This is a genomic window from Plantactinospora sp. DSM 117369, assembly GCF_053764795.1.
In genome coordinates, this window is sequence record NZ_CM132446.1 from 8,082,844 (window position 1) to 8,105,293 (window position 22,450).

Sequence of the window (22,450 nt, forward strand, 5' to 3'; positions counted from 1 at the left end):
GGCGCCCCCCGTTGAAGATCGAGTTGGCCGTGCCCGGCCCACCGGATCGTGCTCGCCGGTTCGGCACCGCCCCGGCGGTTCCGGCACGGCGAGGATACCAACCGGCATCGACATCCAGGTGACGCCGAGCGGTCGGCCGGGTCCGGTACCCACCTGACCTGGTTCGGGGCGGAGGCATGCGCGCCGGAGTCGGACTCCGGCCCACCCCCGGCGCGACCGAGGTCAACCGCCCAGGTACCGGTTGATCGCGCCGGCCGCCCGCCACCCGCTGGCCAGCGCGCCCTGCACGGACGGGGTCCCCCGGTGGTCTCCGGCCACGAAGATTCCCTCCCCAGACGCCACCGGCTTCCGCAGCCGCCCCTGCGGAGCTGGCGCGGCGGGCAGCGCCTCCGGCACCGAGACCGTGGTCAGGTGCTCCCAGTCGTCAACCGGACGGCCGTACAGCCGGGCCAGCTCGGCGCGGACCACCGGCTCCGGCGGCACCATCGGCCCGGCCACCGAGGTCGCCACCAGGTGCCACCCGGCCGGGGCGTACGTCGGTGCCGCGCGACTGACCACCACCGTGTTCGCCACCAGCTCCCGCCGGTCCCCGTCGAGCAGCAGGATCGGTTCGTTCAGCGGCGGCTCGGCCGTCGAGTGGTAGTAGGTGGTCAGGGTGTTCATGCGTACCCGGCCCAGCGGCGGCAGCAGGGCGGTCGCGGTGGCCGGGTCGGTGGCGACGAGTACGGCCCGACAGCGCACCGCGCCGGCCGAGGTGCGTACCAGTCCGGGCCGCACCGACGTGGCGGAGACGCCGAGCGCGATCAGCGACTCCGGCAGCGGGGCGGCGACCGCCTCCGGCAGGGCCGCGATCCCGGCCGCCGGCAGCCCGATCCGGCCCCGGGCGAAGGATCGGACGATCATCGCGAAGACGTGACTGGAGGTGGCCAGCTCCCGCTCGCCGAAGACGCCGGAGAGGAACGGCCGGAGGAGTTCCTCGACGATCCGGTCGGAGAGCCCGGCCCGGCGCAGCGCCGCCTCGGTGCTGGTCTCCGGGGCCGCGAGCAGCCGGTCCACCGGAAGGCTCGCACATCGGGCCGCCAGCGCGGCCAGCCGGAGCCGGTCGCTGGCCCGCCCCACACTGCTGATCCGGCGTACGTCCGCGAGCCGCCCGCCCCCGACCACGCCGCGCCCGGCGCCGTCCCCGGCGTTCGCCAGCCGCCCCACTCCGGCCGCGTCGGCGAGGCCGGTCAGCACGGTCCGGGCCGCGCCGAGCGGGTCCCGCAGCGGATGGACCATCCGGTGCAGGGTCTCGCCCCGGCGCACCAGTACGCCCTGGGTGAAGTAGCCGAGCCCCAGCGAGGTCAGGTCCACCAGGGCCGACAGCCGGGGATAGCCGGTGTTCACCACCTGGAAGCCGCGGTCGATCAGGTAGCCGTCCACCGCGTCGGTGCCGACCCGGCCACCGAGCCGGTCGACGGCCTCCACCAGCAGCCAGGGCGTGCCGGCGCGGTGCAGCCGGCGGGCGGCGGCCAGTCCGGCCAGCCCGCCGCCGACGATCACCACATCAATCTCCGCCGGCAACTCGGAGACGGCCATCATTCCCCACCCGGATGGTTGGGGATCCGGGAGAGCCGGGACGGCCACCAGACCGCCGGCCCGATGTCGTAGGTCAGCGCCGGCACCAGCAGCGACCGTACGACGATGGTGTCCAGCAGGACGCCGAGCGCGACCGCCAGCCCCAGTTCGATCAGGATCACCAGCGGCAGTACGGCCAGCGCCGAGAAGGTCGCCGCCAGCACGAAGCCCGCCGAGGTGATTACCCCACCGGTGACCACCAGCCCGCGCAGCACCCCGGACCGGGTGCCCCGGCGCACGGACTCCTCGCGTACCCGGCTCATCAGGAAGATGTTGTAGTCGATGCCGAGCGCCACCAGGAAGACGAACGCGAACAGCGGAAACGACGCGTCGACGCCGGGAAAGCCGAAGGCGTATCTGAAGAGGAACGCGCAGAGCCCGAGGGTGGCCAGGAACGACAGCACCACCGTGAGGATCAGCAGGATCGGCGCGAGCAGGGCCCGCAGCAGCAGGGCCAGGATCACCACGATCACGCCGAGCACCACCGGGATGATCACGTTCCGGTCCCGGGTGGAGGCGTCGGAGGTGTCCACGCCGATCGCGGTGCGCCCGCCGACCACCGCGTCCGCGTCCGGCACCGCGTGTACGGCGACGCGCAGCTCGCGTACCGCCTGCTCCGCCTCGGCGCTGTCGGCCGGCGCCATCAGGGTGGCCTGGAGCTGGACGCGGCCGTCCACCACCTTCGGCGGGCCGCCGGACGCACCCGGCGCGCCCGGCGCGGTTTCCGAACCGACCGCGTTGGGATCGGCGGCCGGGACGGTACGCACCTCGGCCACCCCGGGCACGGAACGGGCGGCCGCCGCCACCTGGTCGGCCGCGCCGGCCCGGGCGAAGATCGTGGCGGGGCTGCCCAGCCCGCCGGGATAGTGCCGGTCGATCACCTCCTGGGCGATCACCGAGTCGGTCCGGTTGGTGAACAGCTCGGCCTGACCGAGCCGGGTGGCGCCGAGCTGGGTCAGGCCGAAGCCGAGCGCGATCAGGGCCAGGGTGGTCAGTACCCAGACCAGCCGGGCCCGGCGGGCGATGAAGTGCGCGACCGGTTTCCACAGCCGGCCGACCGTGGCGGCGTGCTCGACGTACGGCGACCGGGGCCAGAACGCCCACCGCCCACCGAGCAGCAGCAGCGCGGGCAGGAAGGTCAGCATCACCACCAGGGTGGCGCCGATGCCGACCGCCGCGACCGGCCCGAGGGCCTGGTTGGAGCTGAGGCTGGAGAGCAGCAGGCAGAGCAGTCCGGCGATGACCGTACCGCCGGAGGCGAAGATGGCCGGGGCGGCGCCCCGCCAGGCGGCGCGCATCGCCGCGACCGTGTCGTGGTGCCGGCACAGTTCCTCTCGGTAGCGGGCGATCAGCAGCAGGGCGTAGTCGGTACCGGCCCCGAAGACCAGCACGGTGAGGATGCCCTGGGCCTGCCCGTTCAGCGTGATCACGTCGCTGCGGGCCAGGAAGTAGACGGCCAGCGCGGCGAGCGCGTACGACAGGCCGGCGGCCAGCAGCGGGATGATCCAGAGCACCGGGCTGCGGTAGACCACCAGCAGGATGACGAGTACCACGGCGAGAGTGACCAGCAGCAGCGGCCCGTCGATCGACGAGAAGACCTCGGTCAGGTCGCCGAGCAGCCCGGCCGGGCCGCCGACCACGACGACCTGGCCGGCGTCGCCGTGCTCGGCGATCCGGCGCAGGTCGCTGACCACCTCACGGGTCCGGTCGCCCTCGGCGTTGTCCACCGGCACGATCACCTGGAGCGCCTTGCCGTCGGCGCTGGGTATCGGCGGCGGCAGCGGCGGCACCACCCCGGGTACGGTGGCGAACCGGGCCGCGTCGGCGCTCACCCGCTGCCGGTCGGTGTCGGTGACACCACTGTCCCGGACGTAGACGACCAGCGCCGGAAGGGTCTGCCGCTCGACGAATCCGGCGGCGAGCCGTTCCCCACGGGTGGCCTCGGCGTCCGCCGGCAGGAACGCCGCGTTGTCGTTGGTGGCAACCTCGCTGAGCCTGCCCGGGTACGGCGTCGACAGCGCACCCACCGCCAGCCAGCCGACCGCGAGCAGGACGGCGAGCAGCATGGCGGTGCGGCGCCGCGATCCAGCCATCTCCCACCCATCCGTTCCATGCCACGCCCGCACTGCCCGGCCCACCGACTGCCCGGCCCATCGACTGCCGGCCCGCCGACCGCCCCGCCCGCCGACTGCCCGGCCACCACGCCGCCGGGCCAGCGCGGGACCCAGCCACCGCGCGGCCAGGCCACCGCACCGCCGGTGCGGGGCGCCGGGCAGCACGACGAGCGAGCGCCGCCGTGCGCTGACGGGTGCCGGAGGGCGGGTGCCGGAGGCCGGACGGGCCCCAGATATGACGATGCCCGTCGGCGGGGCCGACGGGCGGGATGTTGGGAAAGCTCCCCCGTTTGGACTCGAACCAAAAACCTGCCGGTTAACAGCCGGCTGCTCTGCCAATTGAGCTACGGGGGATCGCGTGTCCGGCACTGGATCTCTCCAGTGCCGTGCGACGGGACAAGAGTACAGGACGGGCGGGGGTAGGGGGCTACCGGGTTATCGCCGGAGGCGGTCCGGAGCAGATATCTGGACAAAACGGCACGGGGGCCACAACCAGGCATGACATCGGTGGAGGATGGGTACGGACCTGGGGACAGACGACGCAGGCGCGACACGGTCGCCCACCGGGGATACCGAGGGCGCTGACCGCGTCAGAACACGGAGAGGAGCCGTCATGCGCGGAAAGCTGTGGTTCGTCGGCGGGCTGGCTGTGGGCTTCGTCCTGGGCGCCCGCGCGGGCCGGGAGAGGTACGAAGAGCTGGTTCTCAAGGGCCGCAAGGTCCTCGACCACCCGACGGTGCAGGAGGCGGCCGGGGTGGCTCAGGCCCAGGCTTCCCGGCTGTACACGGAGGGCAAGGACCGGCTCAGCCACACCCGGCTGGCCGAGAAGCTCGCCGTGGGCAACGGCAGCTCGTCCGAGTCGGGCACCGCCGACAGCGGTCGTGCGGACGCGACCGTCGGATCGGGTACGGCGTCCGGATCGGGTACGAAGTCCTCGACGACCGCCCCCGCCTCCCGGGCGGCGTCGGGAGCGAACGGCACCAGTTTCTGAGCAGAGCACGACCTGTTCCGAACAGGCGCGCCAACCGCGTGCACGGTGCGGGGCCGACCCGGGATCGGGCCGGCCCCGCGCCGTTCGCCGTGCCCGGACCGGTTGGCTACCCGCCGATCGGCCCCGGGCCACCAGTGCGGTGGCGCCTCACTCCTTGCTGCTGAACGCGGCGTCGAAGGCCGCGCTCGGGGCGTCGAAGGCGAGCCGGCGGACGAACTGCAACGCCTCGGGCGCACCGACCAGCCGGTCCATCCCGGCGTCCTCCCACTCGATCGAGATCGGGCCGTCGTAGCCGATCGCGTTCAGCGCCCGGAACGAGTCCTCCCACGGCACGTCGCCGTGCCCGGTCGAGACGAAGTCCCAGCCCCGGCGCAGGTCCGCCCAGGGCAGGTGGGACGAGAGCCGGCCCCGCCGCCCGTCCCCGGTACGCACCTTCGCGTCCTTGCAGTCGACGTGGTAGATCCGGTCGGCGAAATCGAAGATGAAGTTCACCGGGTCCAGCTCCTGCCAGACGAAGTGCGACGGGTCCCAGTTCAACCCGAACGCCGGCCGGTGCCCGATCGCCTCCAGGGTCCGCCGGGTGGTCCAGTAGTCGTACGCGATCTCGCTCGGGTGCACCTCGTGGGCGAAGCGCACGCCCACCTCGTCGAAGACGTCGAGGATCGGGTTCCACCGATCGGCGAAGTCCTGGTAACCCCGCTCGATCATCGACGGCGGGACCGGCGGGAACATCGCCAGGGTGTGCCAGATCGACGAGCCGGTGAACCCGACGACGGTCTTGACGCCGAGCTTCGCCGCCGCCCGGGCGGTGTCCTTGATCTCCTCGGCGGCCCGCTGCCGGACCCCCTCCGGCTCACCGTCGCCCCAGATCCGGGCCGGCAGGATGTCCTGGTGGCGCTCGTCGATCGGGTGGTCGCAGACCGCCTGCCCGACCAGGTGGTTGGAGATCGTCCAGACCTTGAGGTTGTACTTGGCCAGCGTCTCCCGCTTGCGGTCGACGTACGAGTCGTCGGCGAGCGCCTTGTCGACCTCGAAGTGATCACCCCAACAGGCGATCTCCAGCCCGTCGTAGCCCCACTCCGAGGCGAGCCGGCACACCTCCTCGAAGGGTAGGTCGGCCCACTGGCCGGTGAAGAGCGTGATGGGTCGCGCCATGATCTTTCTCCCTGTTGATCGCACGCGGGATTCGCGACTGCGCCGGGAACGGCGCCGGTGGACCGGGGCGAGGGTGACCGTCCGGGACGGTGGCGGGAACTCCCCCGGCGGTGTGGTCGGCACGTGCGGAAACCGCACCTGGGCCGGGCGGGTTGCGCCTCCCGCCCGGTCACCGGCCAGCGCCGGGGATCGCCACGACCACTCTAGGCCGTGCCGGCCGGACCAAGGAAGCCCCGACCCGGCAACCGGGGCCACCGGGCCGGGCGGGCCCGGGCGGACAGAGCCCCGCCTCCCGGACCGGAGGAGTCCGGGAGGACGGGGCGAGACGGCGGGCGGCGGGGTCGCGCTGGGCGGGTGGTGGGGATGCGCGCCGCCCGCTACCCGCTCATCTCAGGGCAACGTCCACTTCTGGTTGGCGGCACCGGCGATGCAGTCCCACAGGTGTACGTCCTGGCCGTCGGCCGAGCTGTTGTTCGAGACATCCAGGCACTTGCCCGAGCCGGGGTTGCGCAGCGTGCCGTCGGCCTGGGCGGCCCAGTTCTGCGCCCCGGTGGAGTTGCAGGTCCAGAGCTGGATCTTGGTGCCGTTCGCCGTACCCGAGCCGGAGACGTCGAGGCACTTGCCCAGGGCCCGCAGGGTCTGCCCGGTCCTCGTCCAGGTCTGCCGGGCCGAGCCGGCGACGCAGGAGTTGATCTGTGCCTGGGTACCGTCGGCGGTGCCGCCGCCGTCGATCTCCAGGCACTTGCCGGCCAGCCCGACGACCGGCCCGGTCCCGGTGCCGCCGGTGGTCGACCTGACCAGGGTGAACTCGTCGACGTCGTACAGCCCGGTGCCGGATCCGGCGACGGTGAGGTAGAGGTTCTGGGTGCCGGTCGGCACCCCGGACAGCGCGGTGCTCACCTCGGCGTAGCTCTCCCAGCCGCCGGTGTTGGAGATCGTCGCGGTGCCGTGCACCGGACCGGTCTGCGAACCGGTCCGGACCTGGAGGGTGCCGCCGGCGCCGCCGGAGACCACCCGGGCCCGCAGCGAGGTGACCCCGCTCAGGTTCTGCCCGTTGTACGCCGCCCAGTCACCCGGGTCCAGGTACCCGATCGTCGACCCGCCGTTGGCGCCGGCCTTGCCGACCACCTGCACCCCGCTCTGCGCGCTGAACGCCTCGGCCTGGACCGTGGTGTTGGTGCCCGGGTCGGGGTCCGGTCCGGGACCGCCGCCGAGTTCCTTGATCCGGATGTTCCGGAACGAGACGTCGTCGCCGGTGCCGTGGTTCTGGATGCCGATGTGCCCGGCCAGCGACCGCACCGGGTTGGTGTTGGTGAAGTCGTTGATCAGCACACCGTTGAGGTAGATCCGCAGCCGCTCCCCCTCGACCAGCAGCTCGTAGCTGTTCCACTCGCCCGGCGGGTTGAGCGCGGCGTCCCGGGCCGCGATGTCGGCGGACTTGAAGGTGTAGACCGCGCCGGTGGTCCGGTCGGCCGCGTCGGTGGCGTCGATCTGGATCTCGTAGCCGTTGTCCACCGCCGACCACGGGTCGGACGACGGCGGGAAGCCGATGAAGATCCCGGAGTTGTCGTCACCGGCCATCCGCCAGTCCAGCTTCAGCGAGTACGACGCGAACTGCTTGGCGCTGTACCAGTAGAGCCCCATGCCGCCGACCGAGGTCAGCGTGGCGTCGGAGTTGGTGAAGCTGCCCGGCCCGGCCTGGGACCAGCCGGTGGTGGAGCCGTTGTAGAGGGTGGTGTAGCCGGACTCGGGCCGGCAGTCGGCCTTGGTCCGGCCGGCCGCGTACCGGATGCCGCCGAGCAGGTGCGCCCGGAACGCCGGCTCGGCGTACGACGCCTGGGTGTGCCCGCCGCCGGTGTAGAAGGAGCGGCCGCCCTCGTACGTCTTGCACCAGGCGTGCGGGTGGTCCGCCCCCATCCCGCCGCCGGAGTACGACGACTCGTCCAGCGTCGCCAGCACCCGGGCGGTGGAGCGGGCGTTGGTGCGGTAGTTGTACCACTCGTCGGTGCGGGTCCAGGTCTGCGGCAGGTGGGCCGTTGCCGCGTGCCCCCGGTCCACCGCCTTGACGTTGGCCTGCTGGATCGCCGGGTGCGAGGCGAAGTACGCCCCGACCAGGTTGCCGTAGAACGGCCAGTCGTACTCGGTGTCGGCCGCGGCGTGCACCCCGACGTACCCCTTGCCGCTGCGGATGTACGACTCGAAGGCGCTCTGCTGGCTGGCGTTGAGGGCGTCGCCGGTGGTGTTCAGGAAGACCACCACCTCGTACTGGGCGAGGTTGGCGGTGGTGAACTGGGCGGCGTCCTCGGTGGCGGTCACGGTGAAGCTGTTTGCCGCGCCGAGTTCCCGGATCGCCTGGGTGCCGGCGGCGATCGAGTCGTGCCGGAACCCGGCGGTCTTGGAGAAGACCAGCACGTCGTAGGGGGCGTCGGCGGCGCTGGCCGGGCCGGCCGGCACGGTGGTGCAGGCCAGCACCGCGAGCGTGGTGGTGGCGATGGCGAGGCTGGGACGGATCGTCTTCCGGCTTCTGCCGCGGAACAGTCGCGTCTTTCTGCTGCGGAACAGTCGCATCGTCGCTCTCCTTCGAGGGCGGTGGGGAGGGGCGCCCGCCATGCGGGGCGGGCGCCCGTCCGGCTACGTCAGGGCAGGGTCCACTTCTGGTTGGCGGCGCCGGCTATGCAGTCCCAGAGGTGCACGTTCTGCCCGTCGGCGGAGCTGTTGTTGGAGACGTCCAGGCACTTGCCCGAGCCGGGGTTGCGCAGCGAGCCGTCGGCCTGCGGGGCCCAGTTCTGGGCGGCGGTGCCGTTGCAGGTCCAGAGCTGGATCTTGGTGCCGTTCGCGGTACCGGCGCCGGAAATATCCAGACACTTGCCCAGGGTACGCAGCGTCTGGCCGTTCCTCGTCCAGGTCTGGTGCGCCGATCCGGTGCAGGTCCAGATCTGCGCCTGGCTGCCGTCGGCGGTGCCGCCGGCCTCGATCTCCAGGCACTTTCCGGCCAACCCGACGATCGGGCCGGTGCCGCCGCCCCCGCCGGAGCTGCCGGTGTTGATGGTGAAGGCGTCCACGTCGTAGAGGGCACCGGTGCCGGAGCCGGCGAAGGTCAGGTAGAGCGTGGTGGTGCCGGCCGGCGGGGTGCTGATCGTGCCGGTGACGGTGGTGAAGGTGTCCCAGCCGCCGGTGACCGGCACGGTGGCGCTGCCCAGTACGGTGCCGGTGGCCGAGCCGGCCCGGAGCGCGATGGTGCCGCCGGCACCGGCCGACGAGACCCGGGCGCTGAACGAGGTGGCGCCCACGAGTCGGTACGGCTGGAACGCGATCCAGTCCCCGTTGTTGATGTCGCCGACGGTCTGGCCGCCCTCGGCCGCGGCCTTGGCGAACTTGTTCACCCCGGACGAGCTGTTGTAGTGCTCGGCCTGCCGGTGCTTCGGCACCAGCACGTGCTGGGTGTGCGTGGTCAGCCCGCCCCGGTCGGTGTACTCGGCGTCGAAGATCGGGAAGATGTTCGCCGCGTCGTCGTGCTCACCGTCCACCGGGATGGTGATGGTGCCGGAACAGCCGGTGGCGGAGGTGATCTGGTGGCCGTGGCTGTCGTGCCCGAGTACGTAGGTCATCTTGGCCCGGGAGCAGTCGATGGTGCCGTCCTCCGGGTCGGTGATGCTGATCGAGAAGGGCACCGTGTCACCGAAGGCGACGAGCTGCCCGCTGGCCGGGGCGGTGATGGTCACCGTCGGCGCGGTGTTGCCGACCCCGATGGTGACGCTGGCGGTGCCGGTGGCGCCGGCCGGGTCGCGTACGGTCAGCGTCGCCGTGTACGTGCCGTTCGCGGTGTAGGTCTTCGTCGGGTTCGCCGCCGTCGAGGTGCTGCCGTCGCCGAACGCCCAGGAGTAGCTGAGCGCACCGCCGTCGGGGTCGGAGGAGCCGGCCGAGGAGAAGTTGACGGTCAGCGGTGCGACCCCGGAGGTCGGGTTGGCGCTGGCCACCGCGATCGGGGCCCGGTTGCCACCGCCGACGTAGTCGAACCGGTAGAGCGCCGAGTTGGCGTCCCCGTTGAAATAGCCGGTGCCGTAGTCGAGCACGTAGTACGAGCCGTCCGGCCCGAACGCCGAGTCCATCACCTGCTTGCCGACCCAGGGAAAGGTGTCGATGGTGCCGGGCGAGCCGTCGGCGTTGACGTGGATCGGCTTGATCCAGCCCCGGCCGAACTCGGTGGCGAAGAACTGGCCGTCGAAGGAGGCCGGGAACTTCGTGGTCGACGGGTTCGACGCGCTGTACCGGTAGACCGGGCCGCCCATCGGCGACTCCGAGCCGCCGCCGAACTCCGGCGGGGTGCCGGCGTCACCGGCGTACCGGATCCAGGCGGGGCGGGCCGCCGGCAGGGTGCCCTGGCCGGTGTTCCGGAACGAGTTGTTGGTCGGGCCACCGGTGCAGTTGTACTTCGCCCCACCCGGCCCGTCCGGGAAGGTCCACTCGTTGTACGTCTCGGTGCTGGTGTTCGTCCCGGTGCAGTACGGCCAGCCGTAGTTGCCGGGCGAGGTGATCCGGTTGAACTCGACCTGCCCGCTCGGGCCCCGGCTGGCGTTGGTGGAGCCGGCGTCCGGGCCGTAGTCGCCGACGTAGACGTGCCCGGTGGCCTTGTCCACGCTCATCCGGAACGGGTTGCGGAAGCCCATCGCGTAGATCTCGGGCCGGGTGTTCGCGGTACCCGGCGCGAAGAGGTTCCCGGCCGGGATCGAGTACGTCCCGTTGGCGTTCACCTTGATCCGCAGGATCTTGCCCCGCAGGTCGTTGGTGTTGCCGGCCGAGCGCTGCGCGTCGTACGCCGGGTAGCGGTTGGTCCGCTCGTCGATCGGCGCGTAGCCGGCGGACTCGAACGGGTTGGTGTCGTCCCCTGTGGAGAGATAGAGGTTGCCGGCGGCGTCGAAGTCGATGTCGCCGCCGACGTGGCAGCACATCCCCCGGTCCGCCGGTACGTCCAGCACCGTCACCTGGCTGGACATGTTAAGGGTGAAGTCGGCGTTCAGGGTGAACCGGGAGAGCCGGTTGACCCCGGCGAACGGCGCGAACTGCGCGGCCGTGCCGGTGGCCGGCGCGTCACCGGCCGGGGTGGACAGCGGCGGGGCGTAGTAGAGGTAGATCTGCCGGTTGGTGGCGAAGCCGGGGTCGACGCCGACGCCCTGCAGCCCTTCCTCGTCGTGGGTGTAGACCGGCAGCGTGCCGAGTACCGCCGTGTTGCCGGCCGCGTCGGTGCGGCGCAGCGTGCCGTTGCGGGCGGTGTGCAGCACCGAGCGGTCCGGCAGCACCGCGATGGTCATCGGCTCGCCCACCTCGGCGACGCCGCGGGCCAGGGTCACCTGCTGGAAGTCGGCGGCGTTGATCGGGTGCGCCCCGGCGGGGGCGGCCGGGGCGAGTACCGCCGGGAGGGTGGTCGCGGCCAGCAGCAGCGCCGCACCGGAAGCCCACCGCCGCTGTCTCGAAGCGGCTCGACCGGCCCGGAGGGGTCGGCTGGGCGGATGTGGATGGTCGGTGGAAGACATGGTCGTGCACTCCCGTCCTGAACAGTTGCGTACAGGCAGGGCGCTCGCCGTCGCGCCAGATGCCGTCGGGTGGATCTCCGCCCGGGGGCCGCCGTTCCCGCCAAGCCGCGACCGTGCACCGGCATGGGCACACCGGTACGCCAGTCGCTGTCGTGGGCTAACCGCGCCGTCGGTTACCTCGACGTAACAACTCTGAGCTGTGCTCGACACAGTAATTTCTATGTGTTGATGTGTCTATACCTTCTGCCACGCCAACATGAACTTTTGTCGATACGGCGAAAAGGTACGACTTCGGTGATCGGCCGGGCGCTCTCCGTACCACTGTGGACCGTCGCACCGGCCGTCCGGCTATCCGTGCCGCTGCACGGCCTCGGCCGCCAGGGTGGCGAGCACCGTGGCCGCCTCGGCGGAGACCGGCGCCTCGGCCAGCGCCGCCAGCGCGGCGTCGGTGCGTACCTTGATCATCTGCTCGATCCGGTCCAGCGCGCCGGTCGCCACGATGATCGACCGCAGCTCGGCCGCGCCGTCCGGATCCAGCTCCGGGTTGCCGAAGAGCGCCTTCAACCGCTGCGCCTGGGCCCGGTCGGCACTCCCCCGGGCCAGCGCCATCATCACCGTCGGCTTGCCCTCGCGCAGGTCGTCCAGGATGGACTTGCCGGTCAGCGCCGGGTCGCCGAAGACCCCGAGCACGTCGTCGCGGAGCTGGAACGCGTCGCCCAGCGGGTCACCGAACGCGGCCAGCGCGCCGAGCAACTCCGGCGACCCGGCCGCCAGCGCGGCACCGATCTGCAACGGCCGGGTCACCGTGTAGCGGGCCGCCTTCATCCGCACCACCGTCAACGCGCTCGCCACCGACCCGTCCCCCACCCCGGAGACCAGGTCGAGATACTGCCCCGCGATCACCTCGGTACGCATGGTCGCGAAGACGCCGTACCCCTGGTGCACCTCTTCCGGGGTCAGCCCCGACTCGTGGAAGAGCTGGTCCGCCCAGGCCGCGCAGAGGTCACCGCAGAGCAGGGCGGTACTGCGCCCGTACGAGGCCGGGTCGCCGCGCCAGGCGGACCGGGCGTGCAGGTCGGCGAAGAGCCGGTGCACCGAGGGCTCACCCCGGCGCCGGTCGCTGCCGTCCATGATGTCGTCGTGGATCAGCGCGAAGGCGTGGAACAGCTCCAGCGCGGCGGCGGCGGCCACGATCGGGGTACCGTCCGCACCCCCGGCGGCCCGCCAGCCCCAGTAGCAGAAGAGCGGACGCAGCCGCTTGCCGCCGGCCAGCACGAACCGGTGCAGGGTGGTGAAGACGCCCCGGGGCGCGCCGTCCGGCCAGTCCGGGTCCTGGCGGTCGAGGAAGGCGACGAGCTGGGCGTCGAAGCGCTTCCGTAGCTCGCCCAGATCCACCTCCGGCACGGTCGCCGTCATGGCCGCCCTCCCCCGGCAGCGCCAGCAGCGGAACCCGCAGCGGCGGCGGAATCCGCACCGCCAGCGGCGGGAGCGGTGCCGGCGAGGCGGAGCAGCAGGCTCTTGACCTCGGTGGCCTGGTAGCGGTCCCGGGCCGCCGACCGGTCCGAGCAGATCAGCACCGGGGCGTCCGCCGGATCGGCGGGCAGCCGGCCGTGCGAGCCGCGTACCGCCCGCGCGCCCGCGTCCAGCCCCACCACGCTCATCAGGTAGCGCATCCCGAGCTTCTTCCGGGCCAGCGCCACCGCCGCCCGGCGCTTCGCCGCACCCGGCGCGGCCGGGTCGAAGAAGAGCTCCGCCGGGTCGTACCCGGGTTTGCGGTGGATCTCCACCAGCCGGGCGAAGTCCGGGGCCCGGGCGTCGTCGCGCCAGTAGTAGTAGGTGAACCAGGCGTCCGGCTCGGCGACCAGCACCAACTCGCCGGCCCGCTCGTGGTCCAGCCCGTGCGCGGCCTTGCCGGCGGCGTCCAGCACCTCGGCGACCCCGGGCAGCCCGGCGCAGAGCAACGCCGCCGCCGGCACGTCGGCCGGGTCCTTGACGTAGACGTGCGCGACCTGGTGGTCGGCGACCGCGAACGCCCGGGACGTCCACGGGTCGAGATATTCCATCCCGTCCTGGGTGTAGACCCGGAGCAGCCCCTCGGCCCGGAGCAGCCGGTTCACGTCCACCGGCCGGCTCGCCTCGGTGATGCCGTACTCCGAGAGCACCACCACGGTGGCGTTCCGGGCGGCGGCCGCGTCCAGCAGCGGGCCGAGCACCTCGTCGAGTTCGGCCGCGGCGGCCGCCGCCTTCGGGGACGACGGGCCGAAGCGTTGCAGGTCGTAGTCGAGGTGCGGGACGTACACCAGGGTCAGGTCCGGGTTCTTCTCGGCCATGATCTGCTCGGCGGCCCGGCAGATCCACCGCGACGACGGCAGCCCCGCCCCCGGCCCCCAGTAGGTGAAGAGCGGAAACCCGCCCAGTTTTCCGGTCAGCTCGTCGTGCAGCTCCGGCGGGTCGGTGTAGCAGTCCGGCTCCTTGCGCCCGTCGGCGTAGTAGATCGGCCGGGGCGTCACCGTCCAGTTCACGTCGGCACCCATCGCGTACCACCAGCAAACGTTGGCCACGGTGAAGTCCGGGCGCTCCCGGCGGGCCGCCTGCCAGACCTTCTCCCCGCCCATCAGCGCGTGGTGCTGGCGCCACAGGAAGACCTCGCCCAGGTCGCGGAAATACCAGCCGTTGCCCACGATGCCGTGCTCGGCCGGCAGCGCCCCGGTGAGCAGGGTCGCCTGCGCCGAGCAGGTCACCGCCGGCAGCACGGTGCCGAGTTCGGCCTGGCAGCCGGCGTCGGCCAGGGCGCGCAGCCGGGGCATGTGGGCGAGCAGCCGGGGCGTCAGCCCGACCACGTCGACAACCACCAGTGGACTAGCCATCGTGCCTCCTCGGCGCGGGTGCGGGGGCGGCCGGGGCGCCGGAGATCCCGGTCACCTCACCGGAGACCTCGGTCAGCCCGAGCGCGACCAGTTCGTCGCGGGCGAAGGCCAGCTCGGCGGCGATCCCGCCGGCCAGCTCCGCGTCCGATCCCGGGCGCTGCGCGGCCGGCAGCACCCCCCAGGTGTACGTCTCGACGTCCAGGTGGTCGCAGCCGGCGACCGGCCCGGCGAACAACTCCCGCAGCGCGTCCCGGAGCACCGGAACGGTGGAGTCCAGCGGCGCGGCGGGTACGGCGTGCAGCGGTACGTGGTAGTGCACCCGCCAGGCGCCCGGCAGGTCGGCGTCCAGCGCCGCGTCCAGGTCGTCGGCGGCATGCGCCGGGTCGGCCGGGTCGGCGGCCCGCCCGCAGGGTTCCGCCCGGGTCTGGTGCAGGAAGCGCGGTTCGACGTACCCGCGCAGGGTCTCGGCGGCCGCGACCGGGTCGGCGGCGGCCAGCGCGGCCGAGACCTGCACCTTCACCACCGGCAGCCCGGCGGCGCGCAGCCGGCCCAGCGCCTGCGCCGGGTCCTCCCAGGCGCAGGCGAGATGGGCCAGGTCGAGGCAGATGCCGAGCCGGTCGGTGTCCACCCGGGACAGTGCGGCGACCGCCTGGCTCGTCGACTCGACCACGCAGCCCGGCTCCGGCTCGAAGCCGACCCGCACCGCCCGGCCGGTACGCCAGGCGATCTGGGTCAGCCCGGCGGCCAGCTCGTCCAGCACCCGGGCCGCCCGGTCGGCCTGCCGCTGCTCCCAGGGCTCCCGCCAGGCCAGCGGCAGGGTGGAGACCGAGCCCCGGACGGCGTCGTCGGGGAGCAGGTCGACCAGTACGGTGGCCAGGTTCAGGGTGTAGACCAGCCGCTCCCGGGTGGTCCAGTCCGGGTGGTAGACGGCCTGCTTCACCACCGGCGCGTGGAAGGACTGGTAGGGGAACCCGTTCAGGGTGACCACCTCCAGCCCGCGCGCGGTCAGCTCGGCGCGCAGCTTCCGCCGGGTCTGCGGGTCGGCGGCCAGCCCGGCCGCCACCGGCGCGGCCAGCCACAACCCCAACCCGAGTACGTCGGCACCCAGCCGTTCCCGGATCGGCACCGCGTACGTGTCGAGCTGCCCCAGCACCCCCGCCAGGTCCTCGGCCGGATGCACGTTGGTGCAGTAGCTCAGGTGCACCAGTTGCCCGTCGGCGTGCCGCAGCCGCATCAGCTACCGCCCCGCAGGATCGAGTTCCCCTCGAAGGTGCCGGGTGGCCCGTCGGCCGGCCCGCCGGCCTCGGCCGGCGCGTCCGCGTCGAGTTCCAGCCGGCCGGACTGGCCGTAGAACTCCACCGGGTTGCGCCAGAGCACCCGGTCGACGTCGTCGGTGTCGAATCCGGCCGCCAGCATCGCCTCGCCGGTGGCCCGGGTCAGCAGCGGATCCGACCGGCCCCAGTCGGCGGCCGAGTTGACCAGCATCCGCTCGGTGCCGTACTTGCGGAGCAGCTCGACCATCCGCGGCGGCGACATCTTGGTCTCCGGATAAATGGAGAAGCCGAGCCAGCAGCCGGTGTCCCGGACCAGCGGCACGGTCACCTCGTTGAGGTGGTCGATCACCACCCGGCCGGGGTCGAGGCCGGACTCGGCGACCACCGCCAGGCTGCGTTCGGTGCCCCGGGCCTTGTCCCGGTGCGGGGTGTGCACCAGCGCCGGCAGTTCGTGCTCGACCGCCAGGGCGAGCTGGGCGGCGAAGACCTCGTCCTCCTCCGGCGTCATCGAGTCGTAGCCGACCTCGCCGACCGCCACCACGCCGTCCTTGTCCAGATAGCGGGGCAGCAGGTCGAGCACCTCCCGGCAGCGCGGGTCGTTGGCCTCCTTCGGGTTCAGCGCGATGGTGGCGTGGTGCCGGATGCCGAACTGGCTGGCCCGGAACGGCTCCCAGCCGACCAGCGCGTCGAAGTAGTCGACGAAGGAGGCGGCGCTGGTCCGGGGCTGGCCGAGCCAGAACGCCGGCTCCACCAGGGCGCGTACCCCGGCGGCGGCCATCCGTTCGTAGTCGTCGGTGGTCCGCGAGGTCATGTGGATGTGCGGGTCGAAGATCCTCATCAAGAGCCGCCCGCCAAACCCCTGGCATCAGCCAGGGGGAGGAAAGGGCGGTCAGGCGTGGTGGTGGTTTTCGCCATGGCGTCGACTCCTCTGTACGGGCGGAACTGTCGGATGCGGCTGGGATGCTTGCGGGTGTGGACGAGACGGTGCGGTACACCTTCCGGTTGCGTCCCGGCGCGGCCGCGCGGGCCGTGCTGTTGGCCGAGTGGGGGCGGTGTCGCTGGCTGTGGAACGAGGCCGTCCATCAACAGCGGTCCGGGCGTAAGCCGACCTTCGGCAAGTTGTCGAAGCTGCTGACTGAGGTACGGGCGGGCTCGTCGTGGTTGCGGGACGGGTCTCAGGTAGCCCAGCAACAGACGCTGCGTACCTACGCCCTGGCCCTTCAGCACTCTTTCAAGGTGAAGGGACGGGGCCGGCCGAGGGTCAAACGACTGAAGGACACGCTGCCAAGCCTGGAATACACCACGCGTGGTTTCTCGATCCGCGACCAGCGGCTGCGGCTGCCCGGCGGCGTCAGCATCCCGATCGTCTGGTCCCGCGAGCTGCCGACCGATCCCAGCAGTGTCCGGGTTTTTCAGGACTCGCTCGGCTACTGGTACGCCTCCTTCGTCGTCCGCCGCGAAGCTTTCACCGCTCCCGGGGCCGAGGGAGCGATCGGTGTCGACTGGGGTGTCACGACGACCGCGACGACCACCAACCCCGCCTACGACCTGCCACACCACGGCCACCGCAGACGGTGCGCCGCCGAACTCGCCAAGGCCCAGCGCAGAATGAGCCGCCGTCGACGCCCCAAGGGTGTCAAACCGTCGAACGGCTACCTGCGCGCCAAACGCCAGGCGGCGAAGATCGCGAAGAAGGCGGCCCGGCAGAACACTCACGACGCCCGCATCTGGGCGAAGAAGATCGTCGACAACCACGCCACGATCGCCGTCGAGGACCTCAAGCCGACATTCCTGGCCAGGTCCCGGATGGCGCGCAAGGCCGCCGATGCGGCGATCGGTGCGGCGAAACGGGAACTGATCGACCGTGGCATGCGGGCGGGCCGGAAGGTGGTGCTGGTGCCGCCCGCCTACACCACGATGACCTGCTCGCAGTGCGGTACGAGAGCCAAGCACCGCCTCGGGCTGGGTGTCAGAGTCTTCCGGTGCGACACCTGCGGACACACCGCCTGCCGCGACCGGAACGCCGCGAGGACCATCCTCGCCACGGCAGAACGTGACCGTGCTGGCGCCGACGACGTGAGACACGCGGTCAACTCCTTCCCGGGAGGTCGGTCGGGTGCGGTCTGAGCCAGAAATCCCCCGGCTTACGGCCGTGGGGAAGCGCTAACACGCCTCCTCCGCGCCCGGCCGGGTCGGGGTCCCCGACCGGCCGAGCGCGCTCAGTCGATCCAGCAGCGCGGTAGCGTCCGCCGGCATGTCCCGGCCGGCCGCCCGGCGCTCGTCGGCGAAGCCGGCCAGCATGGCGGCCAGCTCGGCGTCGGCCCGCTCATCGAGCCCGTACACGGCGGCCAGCGGGATCCCGGTGAAGACGCACTTGAGCACCGCCTGCCGCCAGGCGGCCTGGTCGAGCCGGTCCGCGTACCGGCCGAGGGCGGCGGCGACCAGCCGGGTGTCGTTGGTGCGGATCGCGTCGTGCAGCAGCGGGACCCCGGCGTCGCCGACCGGCAGCAGCGGCAGCGCCCGGAGCACCGCCCGCTTCTCGGCCGCGTCGCCGTACCGGTAGCGGGTCTCGACCTGACCGGGCAGCTCGGTCGGGGGCAGCGCGGCCAGCAGCAGCACCCGGGCCGCGTCGTCGGCGGTCCACTCCGGCAGGTCGGGCAGGGGTGCCCGGCCACACCTGCGGCCGGCCGCCGCGAAGAGCCGGCCGATCGCGGCCGGTTCGGCCCCGACCCGGCGTAACGCCTCGGCCAGCCAGTCCCGGTCGGGCGGCCGCCCATCGGGTACGGCCAGCAGCGCCGCCCGCAGTCGTTCCAGTTCCGGTTCCGGTTCCATCCGGTCCTCCCCAGTCTTTCCGGTGTGGATGGTGGTCGCGGTCCCCCCGGTGGTGGTACGTCGTCAATCCGGTGTGCCGGTCACCGCCCCCGCTCCGGCACGGCGCCGGTCCGCGCCTCGGTGAGCCCGGCCTCGGCGGCGGCGGTGCGGAGGAAGTCGATCGAGTGCGCCGCCACCGAGGGGGCCGCGTGCGAGTGCCGGGGCAGCTCGACGGCGACCAGCCCGGCGTAACCGGCCTCGGCCAGGGCCCGCAGTACGGGCGGAAAGTCGATCTCGCCGGTGCCGAACTCCAGGTGCTCGTGCACGCCCCGGCGCATGTCGTCGATCTGCACGTTGACCAGGTGCGGAGCCACCTGCGCGACGCAGTCGGGCACCGGCTGCGGCTCCAGGCACCGGCAGTGCCCGATGTCGAGGGTGATGCCGAAGCCCGGCGGGGCGCCCAGGGCGTCCCGCAGCCGCCACCAGTCGGCGATCCCGGCCACCAGCATGCCCGGCTCCGGCTCGAAGCCGAGCGGCGTCCTGGCGGCGTCGGCGACCTCGACCAGTTCGGCACAGCCGGCGACCAGCCGGTCCCAGGCGGTCGCCGGGTCGACGTTGGCCGGGCGTACCCCGGACCAGAAGGAGACCGCCTCGGCGCCCAGGTCGGCCCCGATCGCGACGGCCCGGCGGAGGAACTCCACCCGCAGCGCGTTGTCGTCGTGCAGCAGCGTCGGCGCGTGCTTGTGCCAGGGGTCCAGCAGGTAGCGTGCCCCGGTCTCGATCACCACCCCGAGGCCGTGCGCGGCGAGGCTCCGGCCGACCGCCGCCACCCGGGTCGCGAGGTCCGGGCCGAACGGATCGAGGTGGTCGTGGTCGAGGGTCAGCGCCACGCCCCGGTAGCCGAGGTCGGCGATCACCCGCAGCGCGTCGTCCAGCCGGTGGTTGGCGAAGCCGTTGGTCCCGTACCCGAACCGCAGCCCGGGCAGGGCGGAGCCCGCAGCGGTCACCTCGACGACACCGTTCGGGCGAGCCCGCGACCGCTGGCCCGGTGCAGCGGCGCTCATGTCGGGGACACCAGTCGGGCGAGGCGGCGACCGGTGCCCCGGTGCGGCGGCGGCCCCGGCGGCGCTCATGTCGGGGACACCAGTCGGGCGAGGCGGCGACCGGTGCCCCGGTGCGGCGGCGGCCCCGGCGGCGCTCATGTCGGGGACACCAGTCGGGCGAGGCGGCGACCGATCGGGGCGGCGGCGGCCACCGCGACGCCGAGCAGCGCCGCGCCGGCCCGGGCGACCAGCGCGCCCTGTAGGGCGGGCAGGCCGGTGATGCCGGCGCCGACCGCGGCCCGGACCCGGGACGCCTGCGGGTCGGCCGCCACCCGGGCCTGCGCGGTGCCGTACTGGAGGCCGTACCAGCCGGCGAGGGCGGCCGGGACCAGGGTCTGCCAGCCGGGGCGGCGGGCCGGCTCGGCGGTGTCGGCGGGCCGGTGCCGGGCGACCGCAGCGGCGGCAACCGCGGCGGTACCGGCCAGGGTCGCCGCCGGCAGCGCCCGGGTCGCCCCGGAGACCTCCCGCCGGGAGAGTTCGGTGACCGTGTACGTGTGCGCGGCCACCGTCAGCGCCGCCGGCACCGCCCGGACCACCCGGCCCCCGCTGGCGCCGAGCAGCACGTCCAGCCCCCGGCAGGCGGCCATCACCGCCGGCCCGGCCGGAGTGCTCTTGGCCCGCAGGTCGTACGCCCAGACCACGCCGGCCAGCGGCACCGCCACGGCCAGTGCCCGGCGGCCGCCGGCCAGCCCGGCGAGCCCGATCCCGGCGGCGGTGAGCCCGGCCGAGACGCCGAGGGCGAGTCCCGGCGACACCCGTCCGCTCGGGATCGGCCGCTCCGGCCGCTCCCGCGCGTCGAGTTCGCGGTCCGCCCAGTCGTTGGCGGCCATCCCGGCCCAGTAGAGCAGCACCGACGCCCCGGCCAGCCCCGGTACCCGGCGGTCCAGCGCCTCGGCGGCGGCCGCCCCGGCCACCACGTCCCCGGGTACGGAGAGCGCGGCCGGCGCCCGGACCAGCTCGGCCAGGTCACGCAGTGACGGCATCCGCGCCTCCCGAGGTCGGCTCGGCGTCCAGCTCGCGGACGAAGGCGCGCAGCGTGGCCCACTGTTCGGCGAGGGCGTGCGGCACCTCGCCGAGCGGATCCTTGAAGAAGAACGCCAGCTCGGTCAGTGGGCCGGTCCGGCCGGCCCGGTGCGCGGCGGCGGTCAGCCGGGCCAGGTCGAGCACCAGCGGTGCGGCGAGCGACGAGTCGCAGCCGTGCCAGGTGAACTCCATCCGCATCGGGGTGCCGAGGAAGCCGGAGAAGGTGATCAGGTCCCAGGCGGTCTTGAAGTCGCCGATGTCGTCGACGTACTCGATCCGGGTGTTGCCCTGCGGGACGTAGCCCAGGGTCTCACCGAGTACCCGCTGCTTGCTGGCGGACTTGGCCGCGTTCGCCGCCGGCTCGGCCAGGTTGGCGCCGTCGCCGCCACCGAGCAGGTTGGTGCCGGACCAGCTCCGTACCCGCAGGTGCCGCATGGCGAACATCGGCGCGAGCACCGACTTCACCAGCGTCTCACCGGTCTTGCCGTCGTGCCCGGCGTACGGCAGGCCGGCCCGCTGCGCGAGTTCGGCCAGCGCGGGCAGCCGGGCCCCGGTGGACGGCGTGAAGTCCACATAGGAGCACCCGGCGGTGAAGGCGGCGTAGGCGTACGCGGAGCTGGCCGGTAGCGGGCTGCCCTCGGCGAGCGCGGCGTCCAGTTCGGCGAGCCCGGCGTACGCCGGGTGCGGGTCGGGGGCCGGCTCGGTCGAGGAGACGTTGACCACCACCACCCGGTCCAGCCGGTGCCGTTCGCGGAATCCGGTCAGGTCGGCGGCGATCGCCTCGACCACGGCCGCCTGCGGGCCGCCGGTCGGCGCCGGGCGCAGTTCGGCCTCGACCGTGCCGAGTTCCTCGGCCAGCGCCGCCACCAGCCGGGCCGGCAGCACGCCCGCCTCGGCCAGCGCCTCGGCCTTCTTCACCAGCGGGGTGGTGGCGGTGTCGTGCCCACCGAAGACCAGGTCGGCCAGGGCCGGCAGGGCGGGGGTACGCAGGGCCGGCAACTCGGTCACGCAGCCCGTCGGCTCGGCGAGCCCGGCCCGCAGGGCCAACGCCCCGACCGTGCTGGTCACCGCGACCGAACCACGGCCGCCAACCAGCCAGACACCCGTACGCATCAGTGCTCCTCCCTCCGGTGCCGGCACGGCCGTGGGCCGACCGGGGGTGTACGACGAAACCGGGCCATATGCCGGATCGACTCGCCGAGTCCGCCTATCGGGACATCTTGCCTCTTAGCTGAGAAAAGCGCCCCGCCCGCCCGACCGTCGCGGTGGAACATCCCGTGCGGCAGCGCCGGAGTCGGCGGCAACGACACTGCTCGGGTCCGTGACCGTGCGGGCGGACGGGGCTTGGTAGGCAGGGCCGGTCGGCGTCGCGGTCCTGCCTCCCCCGATCCAGGGCGACCGGGCGGCGGGGGTTGCCGGCTCCGGTCGCGGTTCCCTGTGGAGTTGTGCACCGCCGGCCACCGAACTTTTCCACCTGAACCCCGCGGCGCTCACGCACCGCGTTCGACCTTGCGGTCCGCCGGACCGCTAACGGAGGTTGGCGAAGGTTCACTGTGGAGGGCCGGGGTGAAGTCGTCGGGCGATCCGGTCGGGCCGGGTGGCCCGGACCTGGTCGCGGTTTCGGGTCCGGTCCGGGACGTCGGACCGGGGTGGTACCACCGGCCGGGGGTCGGCCGGTGCGGTTCCGGCGCCCGGTGCGGCCGGGGAATCCCGGTCCGGCCGCACCGGACGGCCGTGTCACCTGTCGCACGACCCGGCCGGAGCGGGCTCCGCCGTGCGCGTGCGCACTCCTTCCGGATCGACCTCCATCCGGTCGCGGGGCGCAACCGCGACCGGACCCTCGCCGGCCGTTCCGGAAAGCTTCTCGGGTCGGGTCAGCCGGCCCGAGCCCGGGCCGGGCCACCCGACGGGTGGACAACTACCTCCGGCGGTGCCGGCTGCGCGCCGTGGCGGCGGGCAGCCGG

15 protein-coding genes and 1 tRNA gene are annotated in these 22,450 nt (G+C 73.2%); 2 read left to right on the top strand and 14 right to left on the bottom strand.

Annotated features, from left to right (window positions below; translation table 11 throughout):
* Positions 1-222: 222 nt before the first annotated feature.
* The 3 genes from ACSMXO_RS34455 to ACSMXO_RS34465 all read right to left on the bottom strand — a co-directional run bounded on the left by ACSMXO_RS34455 (position 223) and on the right by ACSMXO_RS34465 (position 4,085).
* Positions 223-1,563 carry an FAD-dependent oxidoreductase gene (locus ACSMXO_RS34455; RefSeq protein ID WP_346262734.1) on the bottom strand — a complete coding sequence of 447 codons (1,341 nt, stop codon included), beginning with the start codon at positions 1,561-1,563 and terminating at the stop codon, positions 223-225.
* Positions 1,564-1,577: 14 nt separating this feature from the next.
* Positions 1,578-3,710 (bottom strand): MMPL family transporter, encoded by a 2,133-nt coding sequence (locus tag ACSMXO_RS34460; RefSeq protein ID WP_455415264.1) that lies wholly within the window; start codon positions 3,708-3,710, stop codon positions 1,578-1,580.
* A 302-nt stretch (positions 3,711-4,012) separates the two neighbouring features.
* Positions 4,013-4,085 (bottom strand) — tRNA-Asn (locus ACSMXO_RS34465).
* 259 nt (positions 4,086-4,344) lie between these two features.
* Here ACSMXO_RS34465 and ACSMXO_RS34470 point away from each other — a divergent pair.
* Positions 4,345-4,722, top strand: coding sequence for a hypothetical protein (locus ACSMXO_RS34470; protein WP_455415265.1), 378 nt, complete (start codon positions 4,345-4,347; stop codon positions 4,720-4,722).
* A gap of 147 nt (positions 4,723-4,869) precedes the next feature.
* Here the strand turns inward: ACSMXO_RS34470 and ACSMXO_RS34475 are convergent, their stop codons facing one another.
* From ACSMXO_RS34475 to ACSMXO_RS34505, 7 genes are all read right to left on the bottom strand, one after another.
* Entirely contained in the window at positions 4,870-5,877 is a 1,008-nt protein-coding gene (locus ACSMXO_RS34475; RefSeq protein WP_346262724.1) for a sugar phosphate isomerase/epimerase family protein, read from the bottom strand.
* 390 nt (positions 5,878-6,267) lie between these two features.
* Entirely contained in the window at positions 6,268-8,445 is a 2,178-nt protein-coding gene (locus tag ACSMXO_RS34480; protein ID WP_455415266.1) for a ThuA domain-containing protein, read from the bottom strand.
* Between the two features lie 68 nt (positions 8,446-8,513).
* Entirely contained in the window at positions 8,514-11,408 is a 2,895-nt protein-coding gene (locus ACSMXO_RS34485) for a PQQ-dependent sugar dehydrogenase (RefSeq protein WP_455415267.1), read from the bottom strand.
* Positions 11,409-11,756: 348 nt separating this feature from the next.
* On the bottom strand, positions 11,757-12,824 hold the full coding sequence (locus ACSMXO_RS34490; RefSeq protein WP_346262727.1) for a polyprenyl synthetase family protein: 1,068 nt from the start codon (positions 12,822-12,824) through the stop codon (positions 11,757-11,759).
* Entirely contained in the window at positions 12,821-14,275 is a 1,455-nt protein-coding gene (locus tag ACSMXO_RS34495) for an alkaline phosphatase family protein (protein WP_346262728.1), read from the bottom strand. The genes ACSMXO_RS34490 and ACSMXO_RS34495 overlap by 4 nt, the downstream gene beginning before the upstream one ends.
* On the bottom strand, positions 14,268-15,509 hold the full coding sequence (eboE, locus tag ACSMXO_RS34500) for a metabolite traffic protein EboE (RefSeq protein WP_455415268.1): 1,242 nt from the start codon (positions 15,507-15,509) through the stop codon (positions 14,268-14,270). Before eboE ends, ACSMXO_RS34495 begins: the two co-directional genes overlap by 8 nt.
* Positions 15,509-16,387, bottom strand: a complete 879-nt coding sequence (locus tag ACSMXO_RS34505; protein ID WP_346262730.1) for a TatD family hydrolase — start codon at positions 16,385-16,387, stop codon at positions 15,509-15,511. The genes eboE and ACSMXO_RS34505 overlap by 1 nt, the downstream gene beginning before the upstream one ends.
* A 134-nt stretch (positions 16,388-16,521) precedes the next feature.
* Here ACSMXO_RS34505 and ACSMXO_RS34510 point away from each other — a divergent pair, with 134 nt between their 5' ends.
* A complete protein-coding gene (locus ACSMXO_RS34510; RefSeq protein WP_455415269.1) occupies positions 16,522-17,676 on the top strand; it encodes an RNA-guided endonuclease InsQ/TnpB family protein in 1,155 nt (384 codons plus the stop codon).
* Between the two features lie 36 nt (positions 17,677-17,712).
* Here the strand turns inward: ACSMXO_RS34510 and ACSMXO_RS34515 are convergent, their stop codons facing one another.
* The 4 genes from ACSMXO_RS34515 to ACSMXO_RS34530 all read right to left on the bottom strand — a co-directional run bounded on the left by ACSMXO_RS34515 (position 17,713) and on the right by ACSMXO_RS34530 (position 21,599).
* Positions 17,713-18,381, bottom strand: a complete 669-nt coding sequence (locus tag ACSMXO_RS34515) for an EboA domain-containing protein (RefSeq protein ID WP_455415270.1) — start codon at positions 18,379-18,381, stop codon at positions 17,713-17,715.
* Between the two features lie 80 nt (positions 18,382-18,461).
* The gene (locus tag ACSMXO_RS34520; RefSeq protein WP_346260667.1) at positions 18,462-19,367 is read right to left on the bottom strand and encodes a sugar phosphate isomerase/epimerase family protein; all 906 of its coding nucleotides are present in this window, start codon (positions 19,365-19,367) and stop codon (positions 18,462-18,464) included.
* A 191-nt stretch (positions 19,368-19,558) separates the two neighbouring features.
* The gene (locus tag ACSMXO_RS34525; protein WP_455415271.1) at positions 19,559-20,446 is read right to left on the bottom strand and encodes an SCO3242 family prenyltransferase; all 888 of its coding nucleotides are present in this window, start codon (positions 20,444-20,446) and stop codon (positions 19,559-19,561) included.
* The gene (locus tag ACSMXO_RS34530; RefSeq protein ID WP_455415272.1) at positions 20,430-21,599 is read right to left on the bottom strand and encodes an inositol-3-phosphate synthase; all 1,170 of its coding nucleotides are present in this window, start codon (positions 21,597-21,599) and stop codon (positions 20,430-20,432) included. Before ACSMXO_RS34530 ends, ACSMXO_RS34525 begins: the two co-directional genes overlap by 17 nt.
* Positions 21,600-22,450: the final 851 nt, after the last annotated feature.